Origin of the sequence: Streptomyces sp. NBC_00386 (assembly GCF_036063235.1) — a bacterium.
Classification (GTDB): domain Bacteria; phylum Actinomycetota; class Actinomycetes; order Streptomycetales; family Streptomycetaceae; genus Streptomyces.
Window position 1 is genome coordinate 7,295,796 of record NZ_CP107950.1, and the last position, 24,995, is coordinate 7,320,790.

At 73.3% G+C, this 24,995-nt stretch carries 25 protein-coding genes and 1 pseudogene; 17 read left to right on the forward strand and 9 right to left on the reverse strand.

Going from position 1 to position 24,995, the window contains the following annotated elements:
- Nucleotides 1–17: 17 nt before the first annotated feature.
- From OG780_RS32020 to OG780_RS32060, 9 genes are all read left to right on the forward strand, one after another.
- A complete protein-coding gene (locus OG780_RS32020; protein WP_328454041.1) occupies nt 18–1,286 on the forward strand; it encodes a segregation and condensation protein A in 1,269 nt (422 codons plus the stop codon).
- Nucleotides 1,283–1,939, forward strand: coding sequence for an SMC-Scp complex subunit ScpB (gene scpB, locus OG780_RS32025; RefSeq protein ID WP_328454043.1), 657 nt, complete (start codon nt 1,283–1,285; stop codon nt 1,937–1,939). Before OG780_RS32020 ends, scpB begins: the two co-directional genes overlap by 4 nt.
- On the forward strand, nt 1,939–3,210 hold the full coding sequence (locus OG780_RS32030; protein ID WP_328454045.1) for a pseudouridine synthase: 1,272 nt from the start codon (nt 1,939–1,941) through the stop codon (nt 3,208–3,210). The genes scpB and OG780_RS32030 overlap by 1 nt, the downstream gene beginning before the upstream one ends.
- A 187-nt stretch (nt 3,211–3,397) precedes the next feature.
- Nucleotides 3,398–4,366, forward strand: coding sequence for a sigma-70 family RNA polymerase sigma factor (locus OG780_RS32035; protein ID WP_328454047.1), 969 nt, complete (start codon nt 3,398–3,400; stop codon nt 4,364–4,366).
- A complete protein-coding gene (locus OG780_RS32040) occupies nt 4,363–4,911 on the forward strand; it encodes a TIGR03086 family metal-binding protein (RefSeq protein WP_328454049.1) in 549 nt (182 codons plus the stop codon). Before OG780_RS32035 ends, OG780_RS32040 begins: the two co-directional genes overlap by 4 nt.
- A gap of 157 nt (nt 4,912–5,068) precedes the next feature.
- Nucleotides 5,069–6,541: an MFS transporter gene (locus OG780_RS32045; RefSeq protein ID WP_328454051.1), complete on the forward strand. Its 1,473-nt coding sequence runs from the start codon at nt 5,069–5,071 to the stop codon at nt 6,539–6,541.
- Nucleotides 6,542–6,712: 171 nt separating this feature from the next.
- Nucleotides 6,713–7,456, forward strand: coding sequence for an NUDIX hydrolase (locus OG780_RS32050; RefSeq protein ID WP_326788642.1), 744 nt, complete (start codon nt 6,713–6,715; stop codon nt 7,454–7,456).
- A gap of 11 nt (nt 7,457–7,467) precedes the next feature.
- Complete coding sequence (locus tag OG780_RS32055) at nt 7,468–8,490, forward strand: ADP-ribosylglycohydrolase family protein (RefSeq protein WP_328454053.1); 1,023 nt, start codon at nt 7,468–7,470, stop codon at nt 8,488–8,490.
- Between the two features lie 3 nt (nt 8,491–8,493).
- Nucleotides 8,494–9,330 carry a nucleotidyltransferase domain-containing protein gene (locus OG780_RS32060; protein WP_328454055.1) on the forward strand — a complete coding sequence of 279 codons (837 nt, stop codon included), beginning with the start codon at nt 8,494–8,496 and terminating at the stop codon, nt 9,328–9,330.
- Here the strand turns inward: OG780_RS32060 and OG780_RS32065 are convergent.
- The 4 genes from OG780_RS32065 to OG780_RS32080 are packed head-to-tail and all read right to left on the reverse strand — an operon-like array spanning nt 9,298 to nt 11,839.
- Complete coding sequence (locus OG780_RS32065; RefSeq protein ID WP_328454057.1) at nt 9,298–10,122, reverse strand: nucleotidyltransferase domain-containing protein; 825 nt, start codon at nt 10,120–10,122, stop codon at nt 9,298–9,300. The genes OG780_RS32060 and OG780_RS32065 overlap by 33 nt on opposite strands.
- A 21-nt stretch (nt 10,123–10,143) precedes the next feature.
- Nucleotides 10,144–10,554, reverse strand: a complete 411-nt coding sequence (locus OG780_RS32070; RefSeq protein WP_328454059.1) for a Rieske (2Fe-2S) protein — start codon at nt 10,552–10,554, stop codon at nt 10,144–10,146.
- Nucleotides 10,551–11,135 carry a DUF6529 family protein gene (locus OG780_RS32075; protein WP_328454061.1) on the reverse strand — a complete coding sequence of 195 codons (585 nt, stop codon included), beginning with the start codon at nt 11,133–11,135 and terminating at the stop codon, nt 10,551–10,553. Before OG780_RS32075 ends, OG780_RS32070 begins: the two co-directional genes overlap by 4 nt.
- Nucleotides 11,136–11,161: 26 nt before the next feature.
- Nucleotides 11,162–11,839 (reverse strand): hypothetical protein, encoded by a 678-nt coding sequence (locus tag OG780_RS32080; RefSeq protein WP_328454063.1) that lies wholly within the window; start codon nt 11,837–11,839, stop codon nt 11,162–11,164.
- Nucleotides 11,840–12,095: 256 nt separating this feature from the next.
- On the opposite strand from OG780_RS32080, the gene aroH reads away from it, so the two are divergent.
- From aroH to der, 5 genes are all read left to right on the forward strand, one after another.
- Entirely contained in the window at nt 12,096–12,458 is a 363-nt protein-coding gene (gene aroH / locus OG780_RS32085; RefSeq protein ID WP_328454065.1) for a chorismate mutase, read from the forward strand.
- Complete coding sequence (locus OG780_RS32090; protein WP_326788650.1) at nt 12,455–13,540, forward strand: prephenate dehydrogenase; 1,086 nt, start codon at nt 12,455–12,457, stop codon at nt 13,538–13,540. The genes aroH and OG780_RS32090 overlap by 4 nt, the downstream gene beginning before the upstream one ends.
- Nucleotides 13,541–13,678: 138 nt before the next feature.
- Nucleotides 13,679–14,374, forward strand: coding sequence for a (d)CMP kinase (cmk, locus tag OG780_RS32095; protein WP_328454067.1), 696 nt, complete (start codon nt 13,679–13,681; stop codon nt 14,372–14,374).
- Entirely contained in the window at nt 14,332–15,045 is a 714-nt protein-coding gene (locus OG780_RS32100) for a lysophospholipid acyltransferase family protein (protein ID WP_443062242.1), read from the forward strand. The genes cmk and OG780_RS32100 overlap by 43 nt, the downstream gene beginning before the upstream one ends.
- A gap of 77 nt (nt 15,046–15,122) precedes the next feature.
- Nucleotides 15,123–16,601, forward strand: a complete 1,479-nt coding sequence (gene der / locus OG780_RS32105) for a ribosome biogenesis GTPase Der (RefSeq protein WP_328454069.1) — start codon at nt 15,123–15,125, stop codon at nt 16,599–16,601.
- A gap of 77 nt (nt 16,602–16,678) precedes the next feature.
- On the opposite strand, the gene OG780_RS32110 is transcribed toward der, so the two are convergent.
- The gene (locus OG780_RS32110; protein WP_326788653.1) at nt 16,679–17,020 is read right to left on the reverse strand and encodes a hypothetical protein; all 342 of its coding nucleotides are present in this window, start codon (nt 17,018–17,020) and stop codon (nt 16,679–16,681) included.
- Nucleotides 17,021–17,295: 275 nt separating this feature from the next.
- Complete coding sequence (locus tag OG780_RS32115; RefSeq protein WP_328454071.1) at nt 17,296–18,075, reverse strand: hypothetical protein; 780 nt, start codon at nt 18,073–18,075, stop codon at nt 17,296–17,298.
- 534 nt (nt 18,076–18,609) lie between these two features.
- Between OG780_RS32115 and OG780_RS32120 the strand changes: the two genes are divergently transcribed.
- Together OG780_RS32120 and OG780_RS32125 are read left to right on the forward strand one after the other, a co-directional pair.
- A complete protein-coding gene (locus OG780_RS32120; RefSeq protein WP_328454073.1) occupies nt 18,610–19,314 on the forward strand; it encodes a transglycosylase family protein in 705 nt (234 codons plus the stop codon).
- Nucleotides 19,315–19,515: 201 nt separating this feature from the next.
- The gene (locus tag OG780_RS32125; protein WP_328454075.1) at nt 19,516–20,214 is read left to right on the forward strand and encodes a LysM peptidoglycan-binding domain-containing protein; all 699 of its coding nucleotides are present in this window, start codon (nt 19,516–19,518) and stop codon (nt 20,212–20,214) included.
- Here OG780_RS32125 and OG780_RS32130 read toward each other — a convergent pair.
- From OG780_RS32130 to OG780_RS32140, 3 genes and pseudogenes are all read right to left on the reverse strand, one after another.
- Nucleotides 20,102–20,830 (reverse strand): ATP-binding cassette domain-containing protein, encoded by a 729-nt coding sequence (locus OG780_RS32130; RefSeq protein WP_328454077.1) that lies wholly within the window; start codon nt 20,828–20,830, stop codon nt 20,102–20,104. The genes OG780_RS32125 and OG780_RS32130 overlap by 113 nt on opposite strands.
- Nucleotides 20,827–23,712, reverse strand: a complete 2,886-nt coding sequence (locus OG780_RS32135; RefSeq protein WP_328454079.1) for an ABC transporter permease subunit — start codon at nt 23,710–23,712, stop codon at nt 20,827–20,829. Before OG780_RS32135 ends, OG780_RS32130 begins: the two co-directional genes overlap by 4 nt.
- 143 nt (nt 23,713–23,855) lie before the next feature.
- Nucleotides 23,856–24,329, reverse strand: a pseudogene (locus tag OG780_RS32140) (hypothetical protein); the annotation flags it as partial.
- Nucleotides 24,330–24,451: 122 nt separating this feature from the next.
- On the opposite strand from OG780_RS32140, the gene OG780_RS32145 reads away from it, so the two are divergent.
- Nucleotides 24,452–24,991, forward strand: a complete 540-nt coding sequence (locus OG780_RS32145) for a hypothetical protein (RefSeq protein ID WP_328454081.1) — start codon at nt 24,452–24,454, stop codon at nt 24,989–24,991.
- The last annotated feature ends 4 nt before the right edge of the window (nt 24,992–24,995 follow it).

Consider the following 24,995-nt stretch of genomic DNA (forward strand, 5'->3'; position numbering starts at 1 on the left):
GGTAGCCTTCGACGGTTATGACCTCGAACGTCCCGCCCCCGTCAGCCGCCTCCGGCGGCCGTCGGCGCGCGCTGGGGCGCGGTCCCGGCACCGCGCCGGGGCCGGTCGAGGCACCGCCTGAGCCTTCCGTCCCGCCCGGCCCGTCGGCCGAACCCCCGAAGGCCCCCGTAGAGCCTCCCGGGACGCCCCGGGAGGGCGCCGGGAGGCCCGGCGGGCCCGGGACGCCGTCCGAGCCCCCGGGGACGCCCGGAGACCCCACAGTGCCCTCAGTGGCGCCGGAAGGGCCGACGGAGCCGCCCGCGGGTGGCGGAGAGGCGACCGAGGGGCCCACGGCACCCAGCAACCTCCCGCGGCCCGGTACGGGCGCTGGAGGGGCCCCCGCGGCCGACGAGGATTCCGGGGACGCTCCCGCCGATTCCGGGGGCGGTGTCTTCAGGGTGCGGCTCTCGAATTTCGAGGGGCCCTTCGACCTGCTGCTCCAGCTCATCTCCAAGCACAAGCTCGATGTGACCGAAGTGGCGCTGTCCAAGGTCACCGACGAGTTCATGGCGCACATCCGGGCGATGGGCCCGGACTGGGATCTCGACCAGACGACCGAGTTCCTGGTCGTCGCGGCGACCCTGCTCGACCTGAAGGCGGCCCGGCTGCTGCCCGCCGCCGAGGTCGAGGACGAGGCCGATCTGGCCCTGCTGGAAGCGCGGGACCTGCTCTTCGCGCGGCTGCTGCAGTACCGCGCGTACAAACAGATCGCGGACATCTTCAACGCGCGCCTCGACGAGGAGGCCCGCCGCTACCCCCGTACCGTCGGCCTGGAGGCGCAGTACGCCGAACTGCTGCCCGAGGTCGTCATCAGCATCGGGGCCGAGGGCTTCGCGAGGCTCGCCGTGAAGGCGATGCAGCCCAGGCCCAAGCCCCAGGTGTACGTCGACCACATCCACGCGCCGCTCGTCAGCGTGCAGGAACAGGCCCGCATCGTGGTCGCGCGGCTGCGGGAGTTCGGCGAGGCGAGTTTCCGCTCGCTCGTGGAGGACGCCGACGACACCCTCACCGTGGTCGCCCGCTTCCTGGCCCTGCTGGAGCTCTACCGGGAGAAGGCCGTCGCCCTGGACCAGGAGGAGGCTCTCGGGGACCTCGTGGTGCGCTGGACGGGCGGGGAGGACGACGAGGGTCCGCGGGTGACGGACGAGTTCGACCGGCCGGCGGAAGCGGCGAAGGACGAGGCGAAGGACGCGGCAGGGCGCGGGAGCGAGGCGGCAGGGCGCGGGAGCGAGAAGGAGAAGGCGTGAGCGAGGAGAGCACCGGCACCCCCGCGGGGCCGCCCACAGTCGCCGACCTCGATCTCGGGGCCGCTCTGGAGGCCGTCCTGATGGTCGTGGACGAGCCGGCCACCGAGGAACACCTGGCCAAGATCCTGGAGCGGCCCCGGCGGCAGGTCGCGGACGCGCTGCGCGCCCTGGCCGACGAGTACACCGTCCAGGGCCGCGGATTCGAGCTCAGGCTGATCGCGGGCGGCTGGCGCTTCTACTCGCGTCCCGCGTACGCGGGCGCCGTCGAACGCTTCGTCCTGGACGGCCAGCAGGCCCGGCTCACCCAGGCGGCCCTGGAGACGCTCGCCGTCGTCGCGTACCGCCAGCCGGTCAGCCGGTCCCGGGTCTCCGCGGTCCGCGGAGTCAACTGTGACGGTGTGATGCGGACCCTCCTCCAGCGCGGTTTGGTCGAGGAGGCGGGCACGGAACCCGAAACAGGTGCGATCCTGTACACGACGACGAACTACTTCCTGGAGCGAATGGGCCTGCGTGGTCTGGACGAGCTCCCGGAGCTCGCGCCCTTCCTCCCCGAGGCGGACGCGATCGAGGCCGAGACGCTGGAAGGGGTCCCGTCGTTCGATCCGGATGCACCGGACGCAGACGCAGACGACACGACGACGACGGAACTTTGATGCGAAGCAGTGGCAGCGGTAGTGGCAGCGGCAGTGGCAGGAACAGCGGGCGCGGCAACCCGCGGGGAACCGGCGGGAGCGGCGGGAGCGGCGGCTCGCGCGGCAGCGGCGGTTCGCGTGGGACCGGCAGTGGCGGTTCGCGTGGGACCGGCGGGAGCGGTGGCTCCCGTGGAACCGGCGGGAGTGGCGGCGGCTCGCGCGGCAGCGGCAGCGGCAGTGGCGGCTCGCGCGGCAGCGGCGGGAGCGGTTTCCAGCCGAGGAGCTCGGCGCAGGGGCGCGACGACCAGCCGAAGCGTCCCAGCAAGCCCCGTCCCGAGGAGCGCCGCTACGACGTAGGCCCCGGGGGCACGCACGAAGGCCCGAAGTCCGGGCGCGGAGCCTCGGCGCGCGGTGGCGCCAAGGGCGGCCCCAAGCAGGGCCAGCAGCGCGGCGGCCGCACCGAGCCCGCGCGCTCCCGTGAGTACGAGACGCGGACCGAGGAGCGCAACCGGGACCGGTACGCGGGCAAGCCGGAGATCAAGCTGCCCAAGACCTTCCCGGGCGCCGAGGAGGAGGGCGAGCGCCTGCAGAAGATCCTCGCGCGGGCGGGCTACGGCTCCCGGCGCGCCTGTGAGGAGCTGGTCGACCAGGCCAGGGTCGAGGTCAACGGCCAGATCGTCCTGGAGCAGGGTCTGCGCGTCGACACGGAGAAGGACGAGATCAAGGTCGACGGGCTGACCGTCGCGACGCAGTCGTACCAGTTCTTCTCGCTGAACAAGCCGGCCGGTGTCGTCTCCACGATGGAGGACAACGAGGGCCGCCAGTGCCTCGGCGACTACGTGACGAACCGCGAGACGCGGCTCTTCCACGTGGGCCGGCTCGACACCGAGACCGAGGGCGTCATCCTGCTCACCAACCACGGCGAGCTGGCGCACCGGCTGACCCATCCCAAGTACGGCGTGAAGAAGGTCTACCTCGCGCACGTCCAGGGCCCGATCCCGCGCGACCTGGGCAAGCGGCTCAAGGACGGCATCCAGCTGGAGGACGGGTACGCCAAGGCGGACCACTTCCGTGTCGTCGAGCAGACCGGCAAGAACTACCTCGTCGAGGTGACCCTGCACGAGGGCCGCAAGCACATCGTGCGCCGCATGCTCGCCGAGGCCGGCTTCCCGGTCGACAAGCTGGTGCGCGTCTCCTTCGGCCCGATCACCCTGGGCGACCAGAAGTCGGGCTGGCTGCGCCGCCTGTCGAACACCGAGGTCGGCATGCTCATGGCCGAGGTCGGTCTCTGACCCCGAAAGCCCCCTGAGGCCCGGGAGCCCCCACGGCTCCCGCGGCCCGCGGACATCCCGCGCGTGACACGGCCGGTCCCGGAACTTCTCCGGGGCCGGCCGATTCGTTCTCGGCCCCCCGCCGGTCTGTATCGGTGAACGGACCACCGGTGGCCCCGGCGCCCCGGTGCGAGCGAAGGGAACGGCGATGACCGCGACGACGGGCCGCGACGACTTCGTCCGGCTGACCGATCCGTACCGGCGGGAGCTGCTCGCCCACTGCTACCGCATGCTCGGCTCGGTCGACGACGCCGAGGACCTCGTGCAGGAGACGTATCTGCGGGCCTGGCGGTCCTACGAGGGGTACGAGGGCCGGGCCTCCCTGCGCACCTGGCTCTACCGGATCGCCACCAACACGTGTCTGACGGCCCTGGAGGGGCGGGGGCGCCGTCCCCTGCCCACCGGGCTCTGCGGGCCGGGAGACGCGCCCGAGGAGCCGCTGCGGGGCCCCGCGACGGACATCCCCTGGCTCCAGCCGCTGCCCGACACACTCGTCGACCCGGCGACGGTCGTCGCGGCGCGCGGAACGCTGCGGCTCGCCCTGGTGGCCGCGCTGCAGAACCTGCCCGCGCGGCAGCGGGCCGTACTGATCCTGCGGGACGTGCTGGCCTGGCGCGCCTCGGAGGTGGCCGCCCTGCTCGACACGTCGACCGCGGCGGTCAAGAGCACGCTCCAGCGCGCGCGTGCCCGGCTCGACGAGGTCGCGCCGGAGGAGGACCTGGTGGTCGAGCCCGACGGCGCCGACGACCGCGAACTCCTCGACCGCTACATGTCGGCCTTCGAGAACGCCGACATGGAGTCGCTGCTGGGGCTGCTGCGGGACGGCGTCGAACTGGAGATGCCGCCCCACCTGGAGTGGTTCAGCGGCAGGAAGGACGTCCTGCGGTTCCTGCGCGTGCGGGTGCTGTCCGGGCGCGAGCCCGGATGGATCCGCATGCTCGCAGTCCGGGCCAACGGGCAGCCCGCGGTGGCGGCGTACGAGCGCGGGATCGACGGGGTGCTCCGGGCGCACTCCGTGCAGGTGCTCACGGCCGAGGCGGGCGGCATCACCCGGCTCACCGTCTTCCTGGACCCGGGACTGTTCGCCGCCTTCGGACTGCCCGGGACGCTCCGGTGAATCCCGGAGAGCTCCTGGAGCGGTCCCTCGCGTACGCGACGGTCGCTGTCGCCGCCGTGCCGCGCGAGGGTCTGTGGCGGCCGACGCCGTGCGCCGAGTGGGACCTGGGGGAGCTGCTCCACCACCTCGACGACTCGGTCGAAGCCCTCCACGAGGGCGTCGCGGACGGGCGGGTCGGGCTGTGCCCGGCCCGCCCCGCGGCCGACCCGGTGTGCGCCTTCCGCGAGCGGGCGGGCGCTCTCCTCGGTGCCTGCGCCGCGGTGTCCGCGCGGCGGCCCGACCCGGCCGTGGGGGACCGGTCCCTGGACGCGGGACTGTTGGTGGCCGTCGGCGCCCTGGAGATCGCGGTGCACGGCTGGGACGTCGCACGGGCCTGCGGGCGGACGCGGCCGATCCCGTCCGCGCTGGCCCTGGAACTGCTGCCGCTCGCGCACCTCGTGGTCGCGGACGCCGACCGCGGTGTGCGCTTCGCCGACCCCGTCGACGTACCGCGGTGGGCCCCGCCGGGCACCCTGCTCCTCGCGTACCTCGGCCGGCGCGCCTAAGGGCTGTCGTGCGGATTTCGGCGCGCGGCTCGATCCGTGGTGCGCGTCCCACCGCGCGGCGGGCCGGCCCGATCCGAACGGCGGTCGCCGACCGCGATTCCTTTTCCGCGCGGGCCGGGTCGGTTCTCCGTGAGTGATCCTCACGGAAGGAACCGTCATGACCGACACCACCGCACGCGCCCCCGTCCAGCAGCCGTCGGCCCCGCCCGCACGCCGTGCGTGGACCGTGATCCTGGCCGGACTCGGGGCGCTGCTCTGTTCTCTCGACGTGGTCGTCGTGGCCACCGCGCTGCCGGCCCTGCGGGCCGACTTCGGGGCGAGCCTGTCCGACCTGGAGTGGACGATCAACGCGTACAACCTCGTCTTCGCCTGCCTCACCCTGACCGGTGCCGCGCTCGGCGACCGGTTCGGGCGGCGGCGCATGTACGTCGTCGGGCTCGCCGTCTTCACCCTGGCCTCGGCCCTCGCCGCGCTGGCCCCGGGGCCAGGTCAGCTCATCGCCGCGCGGGTGCTCCAGGGCGCCGGCGCCGCCGTCCTGCTGCCGCTCACCCTGACCCTGATCAGCGAGGCGTTCCCGGCCGAGAAGCGGGGCGTCGCCATCGGGGTCTGGGGCGGGGTGACCGGACTCGGTGTCGCGGCCGGACCCGTGCTCGGCGGCACCGTCACCGAGGGGCTGTCCTGGCAGTGGATCTTCTGGCTGAACGTGCCGACCGGGCTCGCGATGCTGCCGCTCGCCGCGCTGAAGCTGCGGGAGAGCCATGGCCCGCGTCCGCAACTCGACGTCGTGGGGCTGCTGTTGGCCGCCGTCGGACTGACCGGCCTGGCCTGGGCGCCGGTGCGGGCCCCGCAGGCGGGCTGGGGGAGTGCAGAGGTGCTGGGCGCGCTGGCCGTCGGAGTCGTCTTCGTGGCGGCCTTCCTCGGCTGGGAACGGGCGCGGGCGCGCTACCCGATGCTGCCCCTCGGCTACTTCCGCAGGCGCGCCTTCTCCACCGCCAACGCCGTCGCCTTCCTGACGTTCATGTCGCTGCTCGGCTCGCTCTTCGTGATCACGCAGCTGTTCCAGCTCGGCCTCGGGAACTCGCCGCTCCAGGCCGGTGTCCGCATCCTGGTGTGGACCGGCATGCCGCTGCTCGTGGCACCGCTCGCGGGCGCTCTCGCCGACCGGTTCGGGAACCGTCCCTTCATGTTCGGCGGACTCGTCCTCCAGGCGGCCGGACTCGGGCTCCTGGCCTGGCAGGTGCAGCCCGGCGTCGCCTACGGACGGCTGGTGCTGCCCCTGATCGTCGCGGGCGTCGGCATCTCCATGGTCTTCCCCACCGTGGCGAACGCCGTGACGTCCGCGGTGCCGCCCGCCGACGCGGGTGTCGCGGCAGGCGTCAACAACGCGCTGCGCGAACTGGGCGGGGTCTTCGGAGTCGCCGCGGCGGCGGCCGTGTTCACCCACTTCGGGGGTTACGGCTCGGCGCGGGACTTCATCGACGGCTGCGGTCCCGCGCTGTGGGTCTCGGCGGGAGTCGCGGCCGTCGGAGCGCTGGTGGCCGTCCTCGCTCCGGCCCGCGCTCAGGCGCGGGGGCCGGAGGCACCCCGGGCCGGGACCCGGCGGCCGGCGGCGTCGCGAGCCCGGGTGTAGCGACCGGCCGACCGGCCGACCGTCCGCGCTCCCGGTCCGGAACGGAGCCACGGCTCCCGCGCCGGCTCCGGGAGCCACAACCGCACCGGCCGAAAGCCTTGTTGACACCCCCCGCTCCCTTTATAGTCGTAATGACCATGGTCAGGGTGACCATAAAAAGGGGGCGTGAGGGTGGCGACAGGGGAAGACCGCGCGCCGGGGGGTGAGGCACCCGAGGGCTATGACAAATACGCCTTCGAGCCCTTCGCCGTCACCGTCGACCTGGCCGTCCTGACCGTACGCGCGGGCGCACTCCAGGTCCTGCTGATCGAGCGGGGCCGGGAACCGTACGCCGGCCGCTGGGCCCTGCCCGGCGGCTTCGTGCTGCCCCGCGAGTCCGCCGAGACGGCCGCACGGCGTGAACTCGCCGAGGAGACCGGCCTGTCGGACCTCTCGGGACTCCACCTGGAGCAGCTGCGCACCTACAGCGAACCCGACCGCGACCCCCGTATGCGGGTCGTCTCCGTCGCGTTCGCCGCGCTGCTGCCCGACCCGCCCGAACCGCACGGCGGCGGCGACGCGGCGCAGGCCCGGTGGCTGCCGTTCGACGCGCTCGGCCCGCTCGCCTTCGACCACGACCGGATCCTGGCAGACGCCCATGAACGCGTGGGCGCCAAGCTGGAGTACTCCTGTCTCGCCACGTCCTTCTGCCCGCCCGAGTTCACCCTCGGAGAGCTTCAGCACGTCTACGAGACGGTGTGGGGCACCACGCTCGACCGGCCCAACTTCCGGCGCAAGGTCCTCGCCACGCCGGGGTTCGTCGAACAGGTCCCCGGTGCCGCACGCCTCACCGGCGGCCGCGGCAAACCCGCCGCCCTCTACCGCGCGGGCGGCGCCAAGGTTCTGCACCCACCACTGCTGCGTCCCACCTCGTAAGGACGGCCCCGATGACCAGCACGACCCTGACCAAGCGCGCAGCCACCGGTTCCCTCATCGGCCTGGCCCTCGGCGACGCGCTCGGTTTCCCCACCGAGTTCAGCACCGTGCCCGCCATCCTCGAGAAATGCGGCCCCTGGCGGCAGATGGCGCTGCCCAGGCCCGCGATCGTCACCGACGACACCCAGATGACCCTGGCGCTGGCCAGCGGACTGCGCACCGCCATGGACAGCGGACTGCTGGGCCCGCTGCGGATGGAACGGCCGGTCCGCGAGGAGTTCGTGGACTGGTACCAGTCGCCCGAGAACAACCGGGCCCCCGGCCGGACCTGCCTGGTCGCCTGCGACCTCCTCAAGGACGAGAACCGCCGCTGGCAGGAGGCCAGCCAGACCGGTTCCAAGGGCTGCGGCGCCAACATGCGCGTGGCGCCCGTCGGGCTCGCCCGCGGACTCAGCGACGAACAGCGCGCCGGAGCCGCCCAGCTCCAGGCCGCGCTCACCCACGGCCACCCCACCGCGCTCGCCGCCTCGGACCTCACCGCGCACACCGTCCGGCTGCTCTCCCAGGGCGCCCGGCCCGCGGAACTGATCGGCCTGCTGCTCGCGTACGCGCACGAGAACCGGCACCGCTACCACTCGCGCTGGCTCGGCGACCTGTGGACCTTCTGCCATGACGCCACACCCGAGGCGTACATCTCCCGCGGCTGGGACGAGTGCATCGCCGTCCTGGACAACCTCCGCCAGGCCGTGCGGACCGCGTCGCCCGAGGACGACCCCTGCCTGGCCACCGGTGAGGGCTGGATCGCCGAGGAGGCTTTCGCCACCGGCCTGCTGTGCTTCCTGATGTTCGTCGACGAACCCGTCACCGCGCTGCGCCGGGCCGCCTGCACCTCGGGCGACTCCGACTCCATCGCCTGCTTGACCGGGGCGTTCGCGGGCGCCCACCACGGCTCCGAGGCCTGGCCGACCGACTGGGCCGACCGCGTCGAGTACCAGAGCGACCTCATGTCGCTGGGGGCGCTCTGGGATGCTTGAGCCGTGACAGACGTCCTCGGTCCCGGCGCCGATCTCGCGAGCGTGGTGGGCGAACAGCCCGACCCCGTGCTCTTCGCCACCGTCTCCGGAGCGCACCTGTACGGCTTCCCGTCCCGCGACTCCGACGTCGACCTGCGCGGTGTCCACGTGCTGCCGACGGCCGCCCTCGTCGGGCTGGGCGAGCCGGAGGAGACCCGGTCGCGCATGTGGTTCCGGGACGGGACCGAGATGGACCTGGTCACCCACGACCTGCGCAAGTTCGTACGGCTCATGCTGCGGCGCAACGGCTATGTGCTGGAGCAGCTCCTGTCGCCGCTGGTCGTGCGCACGAGCGACGAACACCGTGAGCTGATCTCGCTCGCCCCCGACGTCGTCACCCGTCACCACGCCCACCACTACCGGGGGTTCGCGGCCACACAGTGGCGGCTCTTCGAGAAGAGCGGCGAACTCAAGCCGCTGCTCTACACGTTCCGTGTGCTGCTCACCGGCATCCACCTCATGCGCAGCGGGGAGGTGCAGGCCGATCTGCCCACGCTGGCCGGGCAGATCGCCTCTCCCGCGTATCTCGCGGACCTGATCGCCGCGAAGGCGGAACGGGAGCACGGGCCCGCGGACATCCCGCGCGCTCGGGTGGAGGAGGACGTGCAGCGGCTGCACGTACTCCTCGACGAGGCACAGGAGGCCTCCGAACTGCCCGACGCCGCCTGCGCGTACGACGCTCTGCAGGCCTTCGTGGTCAGGGTCCGGCTGGACGGGTTCGGGGGAGGTCAGGACGTCGTCCCGGGCGCGGAGGGCGTTCCGGCGGGACTACCGGCCCCCGGCGGCGTCCTTGAGCGCTGAGGCCCGGCGGACCCGGACCAGGAAGTCCTCGACGCGCGCGGTGTCGGGCTCGGGCGGGAGCGGGCTGCCGACGGCCGCCTCGTCGGCCTCCGTCGCCAGCCGGAGCATCCAGCGCTCGACCTCGCTCCAGGGCACCTCGCCCCGCTTCACCGCGAGCAGCGGCTCGCGCTGCTCCCCGACCTCGATCGTCAGGGAGCCGGTGCGCAGCAGATCGCGCGCACTCGTGAGCAGGCGCAGCAGATGCATGGCGTGCTTCCAGCGCGGGGCGCCGTGCGTGCGGACGTCGGCCTCCAGCTTCTTGCGCTGGCCCAGGGCGTAGCGGGTGAACGTCTCGTGCGCCTGACGGGAGAGGAAGGCCTGGCGCAGGTCGAGGAGTTCGCGGCCGGTGTCGTCCACGTGCTCGACGAGCGGGGAGTGCAGGCACTCCAGGATGTTCGGGTTGGCGCGCAGCGCGAGCGCGCAGAACCGCTCCAGTTCCCAGCTGAACTGCTCCGGCGCCGGGCCCTCGACATGCGTCGGAGGTTTCTCGAAGCGCCAGAACAGCGCGGTCGGGGCGAGGAAGACGCCCCGGAGGTCCGTGTCACTGCCGTCCGTGGCCAGTCCGAAGGCTCGTGACCCCATCACACAGGAGTAGACCGTGTGGTCCCGCACCAGCGGGATCCCGTCCTCCGGTATCGCCGGGGCGAGCGAGCCGGACGGCACGGGCGACCCCGCGAGAGCGGGGGACGCCGGCTGTGTCCGGGCTGCCCGGGGTGTCGGGGCCGCGGGGGGTACGGGGGCTTCGGAGCGCATGTCCGGAGCCTACGGGCCGTCTCACGCCAGGCGGATCGAGTTTCCCTCCACCGTGATCTTCTCCGCGGGCAGCGGACGCGGCGCGGGACCGGCCTTCACCGCCCCGTCCTCGACACTGAACTTGCTGCCGTGGCAGGGGCAGTCGATCGTTCCGCCCGCCACCTTGTCCACCAGGCACCCCTGGTGCGTGCAGACCGCCGAGAAGGCCTTGAAGTCGCCCTTCGCAGGCTGGGTGACCACGACCTTCTGGTCCTTGAAGATCGTGCCTCCGCCCACCGGGATGTCACTCGTCGTGGCGAGCTGCTGTCCGCTGGACGCCTTCGGCGACTCGTCCGGGGAACTGCTCTTGTCGCCGTACTCGCTGCACCCCGCGAGCAGCGCGGACGTCCCCGCGGCGAGGATCACGGTGCGCCGCGTCGAGCGGTCGGTCATGTCGTCACTCCGAACGTACGGAAGAACCAGAAGGCGGATGTCAGCCAGACGGCGGTGAGCACGGCGAAGACGAGTCCGCCGACGACGGGCAGCAGCCAGCCGGGCAGGCGCTCCGAGCGGAGCAGCAGCATCTTGGCACTGAAGGCACCGAAGAAGAAGCACCCCAGGAGCGAGTGCCACATGACGCGTGTGCTGTACGTCTGATAGCCCAACGCGTACAGACAGTGGACCGCGACCGGTACCGCCACCAGGAACGCGATCCGTCCCGACCACCGGTGCAGCCTCGCCGCCCAGCCCGGGCCCGGCAGCTTCCCGTACATCATGAGCGCCGAGACGAGCTGGACGAGGGCGAAGAAGAACGCCGTCGTCGCCAGCCAGGACTTCACGGCGCCCGTGCTGCTGAAACCGGCGAGATTGAACGCCGTTCCCGTGGGGTCGTGGACCTTGCCGTAGACACCGAGGCCGACCGCGACGGCCGCGGCGACCAGGGCCGGGACGAGGTAGCGGGCCGCGGTGGCGCGGCCGTGGCCGGGCGGCGGGGAGGGGAAGCCCTGGGTGGCGGCGTTCGGGTCCACGGTCATGAACGGCTCCCGGTGGAAAGAGGCGGTCAGGGGGTGACAGGGCGGGCGGTGATTTTCTGGCCGTCGATCGTCACGGCGCCGGTCTCCGGGTCGATCGACGGTGCCGCCGAAGGGGTGCCGTCGCGCTCGACGACGCCGACCTGCCGTCCGCCGGGCAGCACGATCCAGCCGCCGTCGACCTTCGCGCCGCGCACGGTGGCCGTCGCCCGGTACAGGCCGGAGGGCTTGACGGCCCTGTCGGCCGTGAAGGCGTACCGCTGCCCGCCGACGTCGGCGGTGCCGCGGATCAGCTTGCCGCCCTGGAGGGTTCCGTTCAGCTCGTCGCCGTGACCGCCCGTGAGCTTCATGGTCCCGTCGTCCTCGACGGAACCCTTCAGCCAGGACTCCTTGTCGTGCCCGTCGCAGAAGTACGCGATCGCCTTGCCGCCCCGCAGGGAGACCGCGACCGCCGAGGTGTCGTCGTCGGTACGGCCCGCGTAGTCGGCGTTGGGAACGGCGCTGCGGGACGGCGAGGGGCTCGGCGGGCGGCTCGGCGACGGCGAGGCGGAGTCCGGTGGCGCGGTGGCAGACACCGAGACGCCCGGCGACGCCTCCCCGTACGGGTTCGACGTGCTCTTCGTCCCCGTCGTCGCGTTGAGTGTCAGCAGGAACACGCCGAACACCAGCCCCGCGAGGAGGGTGAGAAGGGGCCCTGGTCGCTTCATCCGGTCCTCCCCCTGGGCGGTCTCCTGCCATGAGAGCGGACACGCGCGCCCCGCGTCCAGAGGCGCACGGGCGCATTCTCGCCAGAAGTAGCGGAATGGGGCGATTCGGGTGACACCGACGCGTCCGGACGGCCGGTCCCGGCCGGATCCCGCACCCGGCCCCCGTCTCGTCAGGCGGGCGCCGCACACCGGCGTCCCGGGGGCTGACTACGCTGGTGTGACACGACGTGCACACAGATCAGCGAGGAGCATCACCGTGGCGGTACGAGCGGTCCGGGGCGCCGTCCAACTGGAACGGGACGAGGCCGGCCACATGGACGAGCAGGTCAGCGAGCTGCTCACCGCCATCCTGGAGCGCAACGCACTCACCACGGACGACCTGATCAGCATCTGGTTCACCGCGACACCCGATCTGCACAGCGACTTCCCGGCCGCGGCGGCGCGCAAGCTCGGCATCGTCGACGTCCCGCTGATCTGCGCGCAGGAGCTGGACATCGAGGGCGCGATGCCCCGGGTGGTCCGTGTTCTCGCCCACATCGAGTCCGACCGGCCGCGCGCCGAGGTCGTGCACGTCTACCTGGGCGCCGCGGGCGCGCTCCGCAAGGACATCGCCCAGTGAGGACCGCACTCGTCATCGGAACCGGGCTGATCGGCACGTCCGCGGCCCTCGCGCTCGCCTCCCGCGGCGTCGTCGTCCACCTCGCCGACCACGACCCGGAGCAGGCCCGTACGGCGGCCGCGCTCGGCGCCGGCACGGACGAGGCACCCGAGGGGCCCGTCGACCTCGCGATCGTCGCCGCACCGCCGGCGCACGTCGCCGCGACCCTCGCGGACGCCATGCGGCGCGGTCTCGCCCGCGGCTATCTCGACGTCGCCAGCGTCAAGGGCGGCCCCCGCCGCGAGCTGGAGGCGCTCGGCCTCGACCTCACCCCGTACATCGGCACGCACCCCATGTCGGGCCGTGAGAAGTCCGGTCCGCTGGCCGCGAGCGGCGACCTCTTCGAGGGCCGGCCCTGGGTGCTCACCCCGACCCGGGACACGGACACCGAGGTCCTGAACCTCGCCCTGGAACTGGTCTCGCACTGCCGTGCCGTGCCCGTCGTCATGGACGCGGACGCCCACGACCGCGCCGTGGCGCTCGTCTCGCACATGCCCCACCTGGTGTCCAGCATGGTCGCCGCGCGCCTGGAGCACGCGGAGGAGACGGCGGTACGGCTCTGCGGGCAGGGCATCCGCGATGTGACCCGGATCGCGGCCTCCGACCCCCGGATGTGGATCGACATCCTCTCCGCGAACCCGGGCCCCGTCGCGGACCTCCTCGCGGACGTCTCCGCCGACCTCGACGAGACGGTCCAGGCCCTGCGCGCCCTCCAGTCCTCCGACGAGGCCAAGCGCCGCGAGGGCGCCGGCGGCATCGAGGACGTCCTGCGCCGCGGCAACGCGGGCCAGGTCCGTGTCCCCGGCAAGCACGGCTCCGCGCCGCGTGCCTACGAGGTCGTGGCCGTTCTCATCGACGACCAGCCCGGTCAGCTCGCCCGCATCTTCGCCGACGCGGGGATGGCCGGCGTCAACATCGAGGACGTACGCATCGAGCACGCGACCGGTCAGCAGGCCGGTCTGGTGCAGCTGATGGTGGAGCCGAAGGCGGTGCCGGTGCTCGGCGCGGCACTGCGGGAGCGGGGCTGGGCACTGCGCCAGTGAGACGGCCGCCGGGAAGGGCCGGCGATACCGCCGCCGGGAAGGGCCAGTAATACGGGGTCCGCGGGGCCGGTAACCTTGTGCGGGGCGCGATCGCGTCCCGCAGAGACCTCCACCCCGCACCAGGAAGGTGTTCCCACCGTGGACAACGGCGCCGCCCGTACCGCTCCGGCTGTGATTGTCGCCATCGACGGCCCCTCCGGCACGGGCAAGTCGAGCACCTCGAAGGCCGTGGCCGCGAAGCTCGGTCTGAGCTACCTGGACACCGGGGCGCAGTACCGCGCCATCACGTGGTGGATGGTCAGCAACGACATCGACATCACGGACCCCTCCGCGATCGCCGCCGCCGCGGGCAAGCCGGAGATCATCTCCGGTACCGACCCGGCCGAGCCGGCCATCACGGTCGACGGGACCGACGTCGCGGGCCCGATCCGTACGCAGGAGGTCACCTCCAAGGTCAGCGCGGTCAGCGCCGTCCCCGAGGTGCGTGCCCGGATCACCGAGCTGCAGCGCACCCTCGCCGGGTCCGCGCCCGCCGGCATAGTGGTCGAGGGCCGGGACATCGGCACCACCGTGCTGCCCGACGCCGACCTGAAGATCTTCCTCACCGCCTCCCCGGAGGCGCGTGCCGCCCGGCGCAGCGGTGAGCTGAACGGCGCGGACATCGACGCGACCCGTGAGGCGCTGGTCAAGCGGGACGCGGCCGACTCCAGCCGCAAGACCTCCCCCCTCGCCAAGGCGGACGACGCGGTCGAGGTGGACACCTCCGACCTCACGCTCCAGCAGGTCATCGAGTGCGTCGTCACCCTTGTCGAGGAGAAGCGGGCCGCCAAGTGACCGCACCCTCCGCGAGACGTGCCGAGGTCGGGCGCCGGATCGGCGTCGGCCTGATGTACGGGCTGTGGAAGCCGCGCGTGCTCGGCGCCTGGAAGGTCCCCGCGACCGGACCGGCGATCCTGGCCGTGAACCACTCCCACAACATCGACGGGCCGATGGTCATGGGCGTCGCGCCCAGGCCCACACACTTCCTGATCAAGAAGGAAGCGTTCATCGGCCCGCTCGACCCGTTCCTGCTCGGCATCGGCCAGCTGAAGGTCGACCGGGAGATCGCCGACCGCGCCGCCATCACCGACGCCCTCGGCGTCCTGGCGGCCGGCGGAGTCCTCGGGATCTTCCCCGAGGGCACCCGGGGCGAGGGCGACTTCGCCTCGCTGCGGGCCGGGCTCGCGTACTTCGCGGTGCGCAGCGGAGCCCCGATCGTCCCGGTGGCGGTGCTGGGAAGCTCCGAGCGGAACAGCAGACTGACCAAGGCGCTGCCCCCGCTGCGCAGTAGGGTCGACGTCGTCTTCGGCGACCCCTTCGAAGCGGGCGACGGCAGCGGCCGGCGCACGCGACAGGCGCTGGACGAGGCCACCGGCCGGATCCAGAAGCAGCTCAGCGCCCACCTGGGCGAGGCCATGCGTCTGACCGGACGCCGGGAAAACGCCGGGCGCCCCGCCGGGCGTTAGGCGACACTTAGTAGTGGATCACCCGGTTTACGGGTGATCCACCGATCACCACGAATGAACGACGAGGTACGGACTTCATGAACGACCACATCCAGCCCGACGGCTCGGCGGAACACGAGCACGGGGCGCTTGGCGATGCCGAGTACGCGGAGTTCATGGAGCTCGCCGCGGAAGAGGGCTTCGACATCCATGACGTCGAGGGCGCGATCGAGGAGGCGGGCCACGGCCCGCTGCCCGTCCTCGCCGTCGTCGGCCGCCCGAACGTCGGCAAGTCGACCCTGGTGAACCGCATCATCGGCCGCCGCGAGGCCGTCGTCGAGGACAAGCCCGGTGTCACCCGCGACCGCGTGACCTACGAGGCCGAGTGGGCGGGCCGCCGCTTCAAGCTCGTCGACACCGGCGGCTGGGAGCAGGACGTCCTCGGCATCGACGCGTCCGTCGCCGCCCAGGCCGAGTACGCGATCGAGGCCGCCGACGCGGTCGTCTTCGTCGTCGACGCCAAGGTCGGCGCCACCGACACCGACGAGGCGGTCGTGCGCCTGCTCCGCAAGGCCGGCAAGCCCGTCGTCCTGTGCGCCAACAAGGTCGACGGCATGAGCGGCGAGTCCGACGCCTCGTACCTCTGGGCCCTCGGTCTCGGCGAGCCGCACCCGGTCTCCGCGCTGCACGGCCGCGGCACCGGCGACATGCTCGACGCCGTCCTGGAGGCGCTGCCCGAGGCCCCGGCGCAGACCTTCGGCACCGCGGTGGGCGGCCCCCGCCGCATCGCCCTCATCGGCCGCCCGAACGTCGGCAAGTCCTCCCTGCTGAACAAGGTGGCCAACGAGGACCGCGTGGTCGTCAACGAGGTCGCGGGCACCACCCGTGACCCGGTCGACGAGCTCATCGAACTCGGCGGCATCACCTGGAAGTTCGTCGACACGGCGGGCATCCGCAAGCGCGTCCACCTCCAGCAGGGCGCCGACTACTACGCCTCGCTGCGCACCGCCGCCGCCGTCGAGAAGGCCGAGGTCGCGGTCATCCTGATCGACGCGTCCGAGACCATCTCCGTGCAGGACCAGCGGATCGTCACCATGGCGGTCGACGCGGGCCGCGCCATCGTCCTCGCCTTCAACAAGTGGGACACCCTCGACGAGGAGCGCCGCTACTACCTGGAGCGGGAGATCGAGACCGAGCTCGCCCAGGTGGCCTGGGCGCCCCGGGTGAACGTCTCGGCCCGTACCGGCCGTCACATGGAGAAGCTCGTCCCGGCGATCGAGACGGCTCTGGACGGCTGGGAGACCCGCGTTCCGACCGGCCGTCTGAACGCCTTCCTCGGCGAGCTGGTCGCCGCGCATCCGCACCCGGTCCGCGGCGGCAAGCAGCCCCGCATCCTGTTCGGCACGCAGGCGGGCACCAAGCCTCCGCGGTTCGTGCTCTTCGCCTCCGGCTTCATCGAGCACGGCTACCGCCGCTTCATCGAGCGCCGGCTGCGTGAGGAGTTCGGCTTCGCGGGCACGCCGATCCACATCTCGGTGCGGGTGCGCGAGAAGCGTGGTGCCAACAAGAAGAAGTAACGCCCACGGGCGAAGCGTGAGGGGCGGCTCCCCGGGGGAGCCGCCCCTCACGCGTCACCGCTCATGGATCTCGCCGCTCACAGGCCCCTGCGCGGGGCGGGCGGGAGTGCGGCCGGGATGTGATGCATCCCCGTGCCGTGCTGGCGCGCGCCCGGCTGCCAGACGGCCGTCGTCGCCGTGGTGTGCCCGTGCTGTGCGGTGATCTGCCGGGCGGTCTGCGCTCCCGCGCTGTACGAGCTGTACGTGCCCGACGAGCTGAACGAGTTCGGACCGCGCCCGAGGATCCCGAAGGCCTTGAACTCCAGGTTCTCCTCACCGTGACGGTCGCCGGGCAGGGTCCTGAACGCTCGGATCCACTCGGCGTGGAGCGCGTCGTAGATCGGCGTGGCCGATGAGCCGCCCTGATGAGGGTCCTGCACCGGTCGCGACGCCGGCACCTCTCTGCTCGAACGGAGGGGGGAGCCGGAGGGAAGGACCGGCTGGAAGGGCCGGTGGCCGGGGACGTCGTAGGTGTGCACGTACGTGCCAACGACCCCACCGCCCAACGGATGCGGCCGGAGCGGTCATTTCGCGGGCCGTCCGGAGTGAGCGGCGCGCGCGGGGGCGCGGGGAACCGCACGGGCACCCCTGAGTGGCCGGTGTCGGCCACCCGCCCGTGGTTCCCCGCCCCGATCCGTCGGCTGTCCCGCTGTCCTCAGACGCCGGCGAGCGGCATCGTCGCCGCGACCAGCTTGCCGTTGGCGGCCGCCTTGTCGAGCGCGTCGCGCAGCAGGTCCTCCCGGGGCTGACGGCCGATCGAGCCGACCGGCGCCGCGAACAGGAGCACCTGCTGGAGCTTGTTCGCGGCGGCGCGCCAGCTGTCGGTGACCTGGAGCGCCTGGTGGGCCTGCCACCAGGCGACGGGCGAGCCGCCGCCGGTGCCCGGCTGGAGCACGGCGTGCAGCTGGCCCGCCGCGAGCAGCACGGACCAGCCGTGCAGGACCGGCGGCACCGAGTTCAGCTCGATCGCGGGCATGAAGCCCTGCTCGATCAGCAGGGGCAGGAAGTCGTCGCCGATGTCGGTCGATCCGGGTCGCACGATCGGGCCGGTCGGCTCGACGACGAGTGCCGGGTGCAGCTCGCCGTTGATCAGGACGAGTCCGCTGGTGACGCCGAGCACGGCCTGCTCGGGGGCGAAGGCGGGGTCGGTGGGCGCGCCGTCGGGGTGGATCGAGCGGACGGCGCCCTGGAGTTGTTCCTCGGTGACCTGCACGACCTGCGAGGGCAGGCAGGTGGCGTGGGCGAAGGCGAGGACGGCGGTCTCGTCGCCGATGAACAGGACGGTGCTGGTGCGCTCCTGTTCCGAGTCGCCCGGGGTGCGGCACGACGTGCAGTCGTAACTGCCGGGGGCGTTCTCTCCGGCGAGCAGCCGGTCGGCTTCTTCGTCGCCGATCTCGGCGCGTACGTCGTCGCTGACGTCGAGCATGCGCGGCACGGTGGCTCCTCGGGATGCGGTGCGTGGCGGTGCCGGGTGGCTCCCGGCCCATGAATCGGGGGTTCCCGGCTCATGAAGATGTCAACGGGTGATCTGTGGCCGGAGTCACGCCCGAGGGCGAACGGAATCGAACCATCCGACGCCCAGGGTGAAGGCGCCCCCGGAATCGGTTACTCCCAGTCAACTTCCGGAAGTACGGGGGAAGTTGAATGGGTGAAGTGGGTCACAGATCACAAGAGGCGAGGGTCGACAAATCCGGAAATCACCCAATGAAATGGGTGGCCGAAAATCGATGATACCCACGGTAACCGCTAACTGGCCTCGAATGACAAGGAGTTGGTTGATATCGGGGCGCCGGGGTCCATAGATTCCTTCGCCGTGTGCAACGAGCACCGCTCGGGAACGTCCGCCGGCCGATCCGCTTCGGGTCACAGCACGCCGCCGGTGGACGGGTCGGAGCGCGAGGGCCGCGTCCTACGCGCAGGTCACCGCGTCCCGTCCTGGGGGACCCCGGGTGTTTCGAGAGGGAAATACATGTCCGCATGTGCCGATAGCACTCACGAGAACGGTCACAAGGCTCGTACGGCGAACAGGACACGTACGACGGCGGTCCTCGCCGGGGCGGCACTGCTCGCCCCGCTCGGACTGCTCGCCGCGACCGGCGACGCCGCCGCGGCCGACAGTGGAGTGTGGGACCGCATCGCCCAGTGCGAGAGCGGCGGCAACTGGCACATCAACACCGGCAACGGCTACTACGGGGGGCTCCAGTTCTCCGCGGGCACCTGGCGCGCCTACGGCGGCACGGCGTACGCGCCGACCGCCGACAAGGCTTCCAGGAGCGCGCAGATAGCCATCGCGGCCAAGGTCCAGAACGCACAGGGATGGGGTGCCTGGCCCACCTGCTCGGCCCGCGCCGGGGCCTACGGGAACGCGCCCGGCTCCTCGGGTTCCGGGAAGGCCGCCGGATCCGCGAGCACCGGGTCGGCCTCGAAGCCGGCGCACGAGTCGGCTCGGAAGTCCGTCCCGGCGAAGCGGGAACCGGCGAAGACGCCGGCCCGTACGTCGGGCCACGCCGGCCGCGGCTCGTCCCGCGGCGACTACACCGTCCGCGAAGGCGACACCCTGAGTGCCATCGCCGCGCGGCACGGGACCACCTGGCGGAAGATCTACGCCGCCAACGAGTCCGTCATCGGCGGTGATCCCGACCTGATCGTGCCCGGCCAGCGGCTCGACATCTGAGCCACGCTCCCCCTCGTGCCGGGCACAGGGGTCTGCCGTTCGGATCAGGTGGCGCCGAGGCGCGGTGCGCTGCCCCGCGTCCCGCCCGCGTGATCCGGGCGGCAGACCCCGGGCCCCGTCCGGTCCTCCGACCGGGTGGGGCCCGGGCGCGCCGGGCGCGGGCTGGGCGGGCGAGCGGGACGCGCTGCTTAGCGTGGCCCGATGTCCTTCATGCCGACCAGGCGGATTCCGCCCAGCACCCGCACCGCGTCCCGGCTTCCGAACGGACGTGCGCGGTTCGCGGCCGTGGCCGCCGCCGTACTGGCCGCCCTCGTTCCCTGCGACGCGGACGCCGCGGCGCCGCCCCCGCTCCCGGGCCCCGGGTCCGTCCGGGGTGCCTCCGACTGCGCGAACGACGAGTGGCCCTGGACCTGTCTCGCCGAGTGCGAGAGCGGCGGCCGCTGGCACGCCAACACCGGGAACGGCTACTACGGCGGGCTCCAGTTCTGGCAGCCCACCTGGGTCCGCTTCGGCGGGCTCGCCTACGCTCCCCGCGCCGATCTCGCCACCCGCGCCCAGCAGATCAAGGTCGCCAAGAAGGTGCTGGCCGTCCAGGGCTGGGGTGCCTGGCCCGACTGTTCCCGGTCGTACGGACTCCAGGGCCCCTTCCACGTGGTGAAGACCGGCGAGACGCTCGCGTCGATCGCCCGCAAGTACCGCGTGACGGGCGGCTGGCAGACGCTCTACAACGTCAACAAGAAGAAGATCGGCGGCAGCCCCGACCGGCTGGCCAAGGGCCTCCAGCTCGTCATCCCGAAGCCGGCGGGCGCCTCCCGTACCGGGGGCCCCGCCCTGTTCGGCCCGCCCCTGAACCCGGTGGCCCACCGCTCCGCGCCGCCGTCTCGGTGGCCTCTCCGCTGAACACGACCGCGCCACGGCGCAGCTCGTGGACGTACGTCGTCCGGCCCGCCCGCTCCCGCAGAGCCGGCGGCAGCCGCTGTTCGGCGATCACCACACACGCGTCGAGAGCGCCCAGCAGCGCGTACGTCCGGGCCGCGACCGCCGGCGACATGCCCTGCGCGGGTTCGTCGGCGAGCACCACGCGCGCGCGGGCCGACAGGGCGCGGGAGAGGGCCAGCATGCGCTGTTCGCCGCCGGAGAGGGTGCCCGCCCGGCGGGGGAGGAGCGGCTCCAGCCGCGGGTAGGCCTCCAGGGCGGCCGCGAGGTCGGCCGCCCCGAGTTCCAGGTTCTCGCGGACGGTCAGGGAGCCGAACACCGCCCGGCGCTCCGGGACGAGGCACAGTCCACGCCGGGCCCGCTCGAACGCGGGCAGGCGCGTCACGTCGGCGCCGTCCCAGACGACGGCGCCGGCCGCCAGCGGCACGGTCCCGGCGAGGGCGCGCAGCACGGTCGTACGGCCGGAGCCGTTGCGGCCCAGCAGCACGGTGAGGCCGGGGCCGGGGGCGACCAGGCTCACGCCGTGCAGGGCCTCCAGGGGGCCGTAGCGTACGCGCGCGCCGCGCAGGGCGATGCTCATCCGCCGGGCCTCGTGTCCAGGACGCGGTCGGCGGGCCCCGAGGCGACGATCCGTCCGGCCGCCATGACGTGCACGGTGTGCGCCAGGTCGGCGACCAGATCGAGATCGTGCTCGACGACCAGGAGGGCCATGCCGTCCGCGGCCAGCGCCCGCAGCACCCGGGCCAGCGCGGCCACCTCGCCGGTGTCGAGACCGGCCGCGGGCTCGTCGAGCAGCAGCACCCGGGGGTTCCCGGCGAGCGCCCGGGCCAGTTCGACGCGCCGGAGTGTCCCGGTGGGCAGCCCCGCCGCGGGCAGTGACCGCACCGGCCCGTCGAGCCCGAGCAGCCGCAGTGCCCGCTCCGCCGCCCCCGGATCCGCGGTCCGGCCCTGCTCGGCGCCCACGCGCACGTTCTCGGCCACGGTCAGCGACGGGAAGACCGCCAGCTGCTGGAAGGTCCGTGCGATCCCCAGCCGCGTCCGCGCGTGCGCCGCGAGCCGGGTGATGTCCCGCCCTCCGAGCAGCACCTGTCCGCCCGAGGGGCGCAGCGTGCCCGCGAGACAGTGGAACAGGGTGCTCTTCCCGGCCCCGTTGGGTCCCACGACCGCGGTGATCCGGCCCGGCGGGACGTCGAGAGTCGCCCCGTCGAGTGCGGTGAACCCGCCATAGGCGACGCGGAGCCGACGGGTGGCCAGCGGTCGCGTGTCCGTCCCGGCCCGCCGGGCGGCTCCGGCGACCGTCCGCCGTACCGGCTCCCTCCCGGCGACCGGCCGCCTTCCCGCGCCGGAGCTGCCCGCGGACGCGACCCTTGCGGCGGGACCCGGGCGCGGCCCGGCTTCCTGACCGGCGTCGGCCGGTGCGGGTTCTGGGTGCGGTCCGGTTTCCCCGTCGGTGCCGGCCGGTGCGGCGGGACTCGGGCGGGGCGCGGTTCGCCTGCCGGCGCCGGCCGGCGTGAGGCCCGGACGGCGCCCCGGCTCCCGGTCGGGGCCGGCCGTCGCCGCGGCCCCTGCGGTGACCGGCGCCCCGAGTGCCCGGGGCCGCCCCGTGCCGACGGTGCGCAGGTGCCGGCGGACCCTGACGCCCAGGGGAGTCAGGGTCGCCCGGGGGCGGAGCCGGAGCCGGGACGCCGCCGTGCGCAGGGCCTCGTACGGGCCCTCGGGGAAGCGGCCGACGAGGACGGCGAGGAGGCCGATCAGCGCGGCCGCCACCCCGCCCCGGGCCCCCGCGTCCAGCCCGACCAGCAGAGCCGCGGCGACGAGCGCGCCGAGGACACTGTCGGCGCCCAGCACGACGACCGCCGCGAACCAGAGCAGACTGCGGACCGGGTCGTACTGGGTGGCGTCGAAGGCACGCAGCCCCATGCCGAGCATGCCGCCGCCCAGCGCGGCCAGCGCGGCCCCCGCGACGAACGCGGTCAGTTTCAGCTCCGGGACGCGGACGCCCGCCGCCGAGGCGCCCGCCTCGTGGTCCCGCATCGCGGCCAGGGCCCGGCCGGTCCGGCCCCGGCGCAGCGTGTGCGCGGCGAGCAGGGCGGCGGCCAGCAGGACGAGTTCGAGCACGTAGTACGCGCGGTCGCCGCCGAATCCGGCCGGGCGGTCCAGGGACAGACCGGACACCGCGTACGGCTGCGCGAAGACGAACCGGCTGACGCCCACGCCCACCGCGAAGGTGGCCACGGCGAGCGCCAGGCCGTGCCGTTCGATGGCCGGCCAGCCGGTCAGCACGCCGAGCGGGGCGACCAGCAGCACGGCCACCGCCAGCGCGGCCAGCTCGGGCAGCCGAGGCAGGCCCGGGAACCGGCCCGCGGCCAGCAGCGCCGTGAACAGGGCGCCCAGACCTGCGTACGCGGCCTGCCCGAGCGAGATCTGGCCGCCGCGGCCGGTGACCACGACCAGCGACAGCAGGACGACACCGAGCGCGGGCACCTGCACAGACGTGCGCAGGTCCGAGCCCGCGAACCCCAGGGGCAGCAGGAACAGCACGACGGCCACGGCCCAGGCCCCGGGCGGTGTCGGCACGCGGACCGCCGCCGGGCGGGGGAGCGCGTCGCGGGTGCCGATGCCGGGCAGGACGAGCGCGGCGACGAGCAGCGCGACCACGAAGAGGTTGGCGCCGGCCGCCTGGAGCAGCGGCTCCGCCCAGCCCGTGGGATGCAGCCGGGTCAGCTGACTCTGGGCCACCCCGATACCGAGCGCGACCGCGATCGCCACCGGCAGGCTGCGCATCCGGGCCGCCACCGCGACCGCCATCACCTCGATGACGAGCAGCGGCAGGCCGTACGGGTCCAGCCGCACGTACGGCGCGAGGAGCACGCCCGTCAGGCCCGCCGTGAACGAGCCGAAGGCCCAGCCCGCCGCGGCCACCCGGTCCGCGTCGATACCGCCGAGCACCGCGAGCGGGCGGTCGTCGACGACCGCCCGCAGCTCCGTGCCGAAGCGGGTCCAGCGTGTCACCGCGCCCACACCCGCGGCCAGTGCGACGGCCACCGCGAGCTGCCCCCACGGATCCGCCGACACCAGCACCGGCGCGTCCGCCCGCGCGCCGGTGCCCCACACGAGCGCCGCCCCGCCGACCAGCAGCACGAAGACCCCGATGGACGCGACCAGGGTCTGCGCCGGATCGCCGCCGAGGAGGGCCAGCGGCCGGAACACGAAGCGCTCCAGGGCCATCCCGATCGCCGGGGCCACCAGCAGCAGGGTCACCGAGGCGCCGAGCGCGAGCGGCCAGCCCCACTCGACCGTGAACTGGCGCAGCAGATACGCGCACACCATGGCGATCGCGCCGTGCGCGAAGTTGAGCACACCGGTGGCGCGGTAGGTGACGATCAGCCCGATCCCGGTGAGCGCGGCGGCACCGCCGATCGACAGACCGGCCAGGGTGAGGTCGTACGTCAGCGAGGACATCGGCGAGGACCTCAGCCGTCGGGACCGGCGGAGGGGCGCTCGGGGGCGGTCGGGCCATCGGGCGTGGTCGGGCGATCGAGCGCGGTCGGCCGTTCGGCGAGGGGCGGGCCCGCGGCGGGTGAGGGCGGCTCGGCGGCGGAGGGGTCGTCCTCGGCGTCGGGCTCGCAGATCGGGCACGGTCCCAGGTCCCCGCTCGCGAGGACGCGCGAGTCGGCCGGCAGGGCTTCCGGCTTCCCGGCGACCAGCGGGCAGTCCGCGCGGTGGTACAGGGTGCCGCCGGGCACCATGAGGAGGTCGCCGCTGACGGCCACGGGCCCGGCCGCCGCCGGTCCCGGCTCCTCGGCGTCGGCGGCCCCGGCCGCCACCAGCAGCCCGTACAGCTCCTCGACGCGCGCCGCCGCCGAGGCGTTCCGGCCCTGGGCGAGCAGCACCGCACCGGCGATGATCAGCGCGGCACCGGGCACCGTGCAGGAGGCGAGGTAGGGCAGCTGACGTTCCGCGTACCGCTCACCCGAGATGCCGTACCAGCCGATGACGCACAGCACCGCACCGGCGGCCAGCGCGGCCCAGCCGGCCCACTGGACGGGGTGCACGCTCCGCAGTCGAGCTGTCCGCATCCGGACTCCCCCTGGTCGGGTATCTGTCCATGTCAGCCGATGGCTTGCACTATGCCTTCTGGAAGCTGACCCTGAAAGCACCGGGCGCTTTTGGCCCGGACCGACACCCGGTGGTGAGCCAGATGGTTCTCGGGAGCGACCTCAGGCGGGGGAACGTCGGGGGAGTGGCGGTGGCGGCGGTACTCGTCCTCGCCGCGGCCCTCACGGCGTGCAGCGACGACAGCGGCGGCGGAGGTTCCGCCTCGCCCACACCCTCGGCGGCACAGTCCACCGGCGTGCCGTCCGCCACGGCTCCGGCCGACCCGGCGGCGGCCCAGCAGGAGATCAGGCAGAACTGGGAGAAGTTCTTCGACCCGGCCGTCTCCGCGAAGGAGAAGCAGGCCGTCCTGCAGAACGGCGACCAGATGGCCCCGCTGCTTCAGGGCTTCAACGGCGACCAGCGCGGTCAGCAGGTGAAGGCGAACGTGGAGAAGATCGAGTTCACCTCGCCGACCGAGGCGGACGTGACCTACACGCTGACCCTGAACGGCGCCACCGCCCTGCCGAACGCCTCCGGGACGGCCGTCGAGCAGAACGGCACCTGGAAGGTCTCCGTCAAGACGCTCTGCGCGCTGGTGCAGCTGAGCGGCAACGGGTCGTCGAGTCCCGTCCCGGGCTGCTGATCAG

Excerpts from the sequence above, each read along its gene's own strand:
- OG780_RS32135 (WP_328454079.1), bottom strand. The coding sequence starts at position 23,712 with ATGTCCTCGCTGACGTACGACCTCACCCTGGCCGGTCTGTCGATCGGC.
- OG780_RS32030 (WP_328454045.1), top strand. The coding sequence starts at position 1,939 with ATGCGAAGCAGTGGCAGCGGTAGTGGCAGCGGCAGTGGCAGGAACAGC.
- OG780_RS32055 (WP_328454053.1), top strand. The coding sequence starts at position 7,468 with ATGACCAGCACGACCCTGACCAAGCGCGCAGCCACCGGTTCCCTCATC.
- OG780_RS32080 (WP_328454063.1), bottom strand. The coding sequence starts at position 11,839 with ATGAAGCGACCAGGGCCCCTTCTCACCCTCCTCGCGGGGCTGGTGTTC.
- OG780_RS32065 (WP_328454057.1), bottom strand. The coding sequence starts at position 10,122 with ATGCGCTCCGAAGCCCCCGTACCCCCCGCGGCCCCGACACCCCGGGCA.
- OG780_RS32075 (WP_328454061.1), bottom strand. The coding sequence starts at position 11,135 with ATGACCGTGGACCCGAACGCCGCCACCCAGGGCTTCCCCTCCCCGCCG.
- OG780_RS32125 (WP_328454075.1), top strand. The coding sequence starts at position 19,516 with ATGTCCTTCATGCCGACCAGGCGGATTCCGCCCAGCACCCGCACCGCG.
- OG780_RS32035 (WP_328454047.1), top strand. The coding sequence starts at position 3,398 with ATGACCGCGACGACGGGCCGCGACGACTTCGTCCGGCTGACCGATCCG.
- OG780_RS32145 (WP_328454081.1), top strand. The coding sequence starts at position 24,452 with ATGGTTCTCGGGAGCGACCTCAGGCGGGGGAACGTCGGGGGAGTGGCG.
- der (WP_328454069.1), top strand. The coding sequence starts at position 15,123 with ATGAACGACCACATCCAGCCCGACGGCTCGGCGGAACACGAGCACGGG.
- OG780_RS32020 (WP_328454041.1), top strand. The coding sequence starts at position 18 with ATGACCTCGAACGTCCCGCCCCCGTCAGCCGCCTCCGGCGGCCGTCGG.
- OG780_RS32120 (WP_328454073.1), top strand. The coding sequence starts at position 18,610 with ATGTCCGCATGTGCCGATAGCACTCACGAGAACGGTCACAAGGCTCGT.
- OG780_RS32045 (WP_328454051.1), top strand. The coding sequence starts at position 5,069 with ATGACCGACACCACCGCACGCGCCCCCGTCCAGCAGCCGTCGGCCCCG.
- OG780_RS32130 (WP_328454077.1), bottom strand. The coding sequence starts at position 20,830 with ATGAGCATCGCCCTGCGCGGCGCGCGCGTACGCTACGGCCCCCTGGAG.
- OG780_RS32070 (WP_328454059.1), bottom strand. The coding sequence starts at position 10,554 with ATGACCGACCGCTCGACGCGGCGCACCGTGATCCTCGCCGCGGGGACG.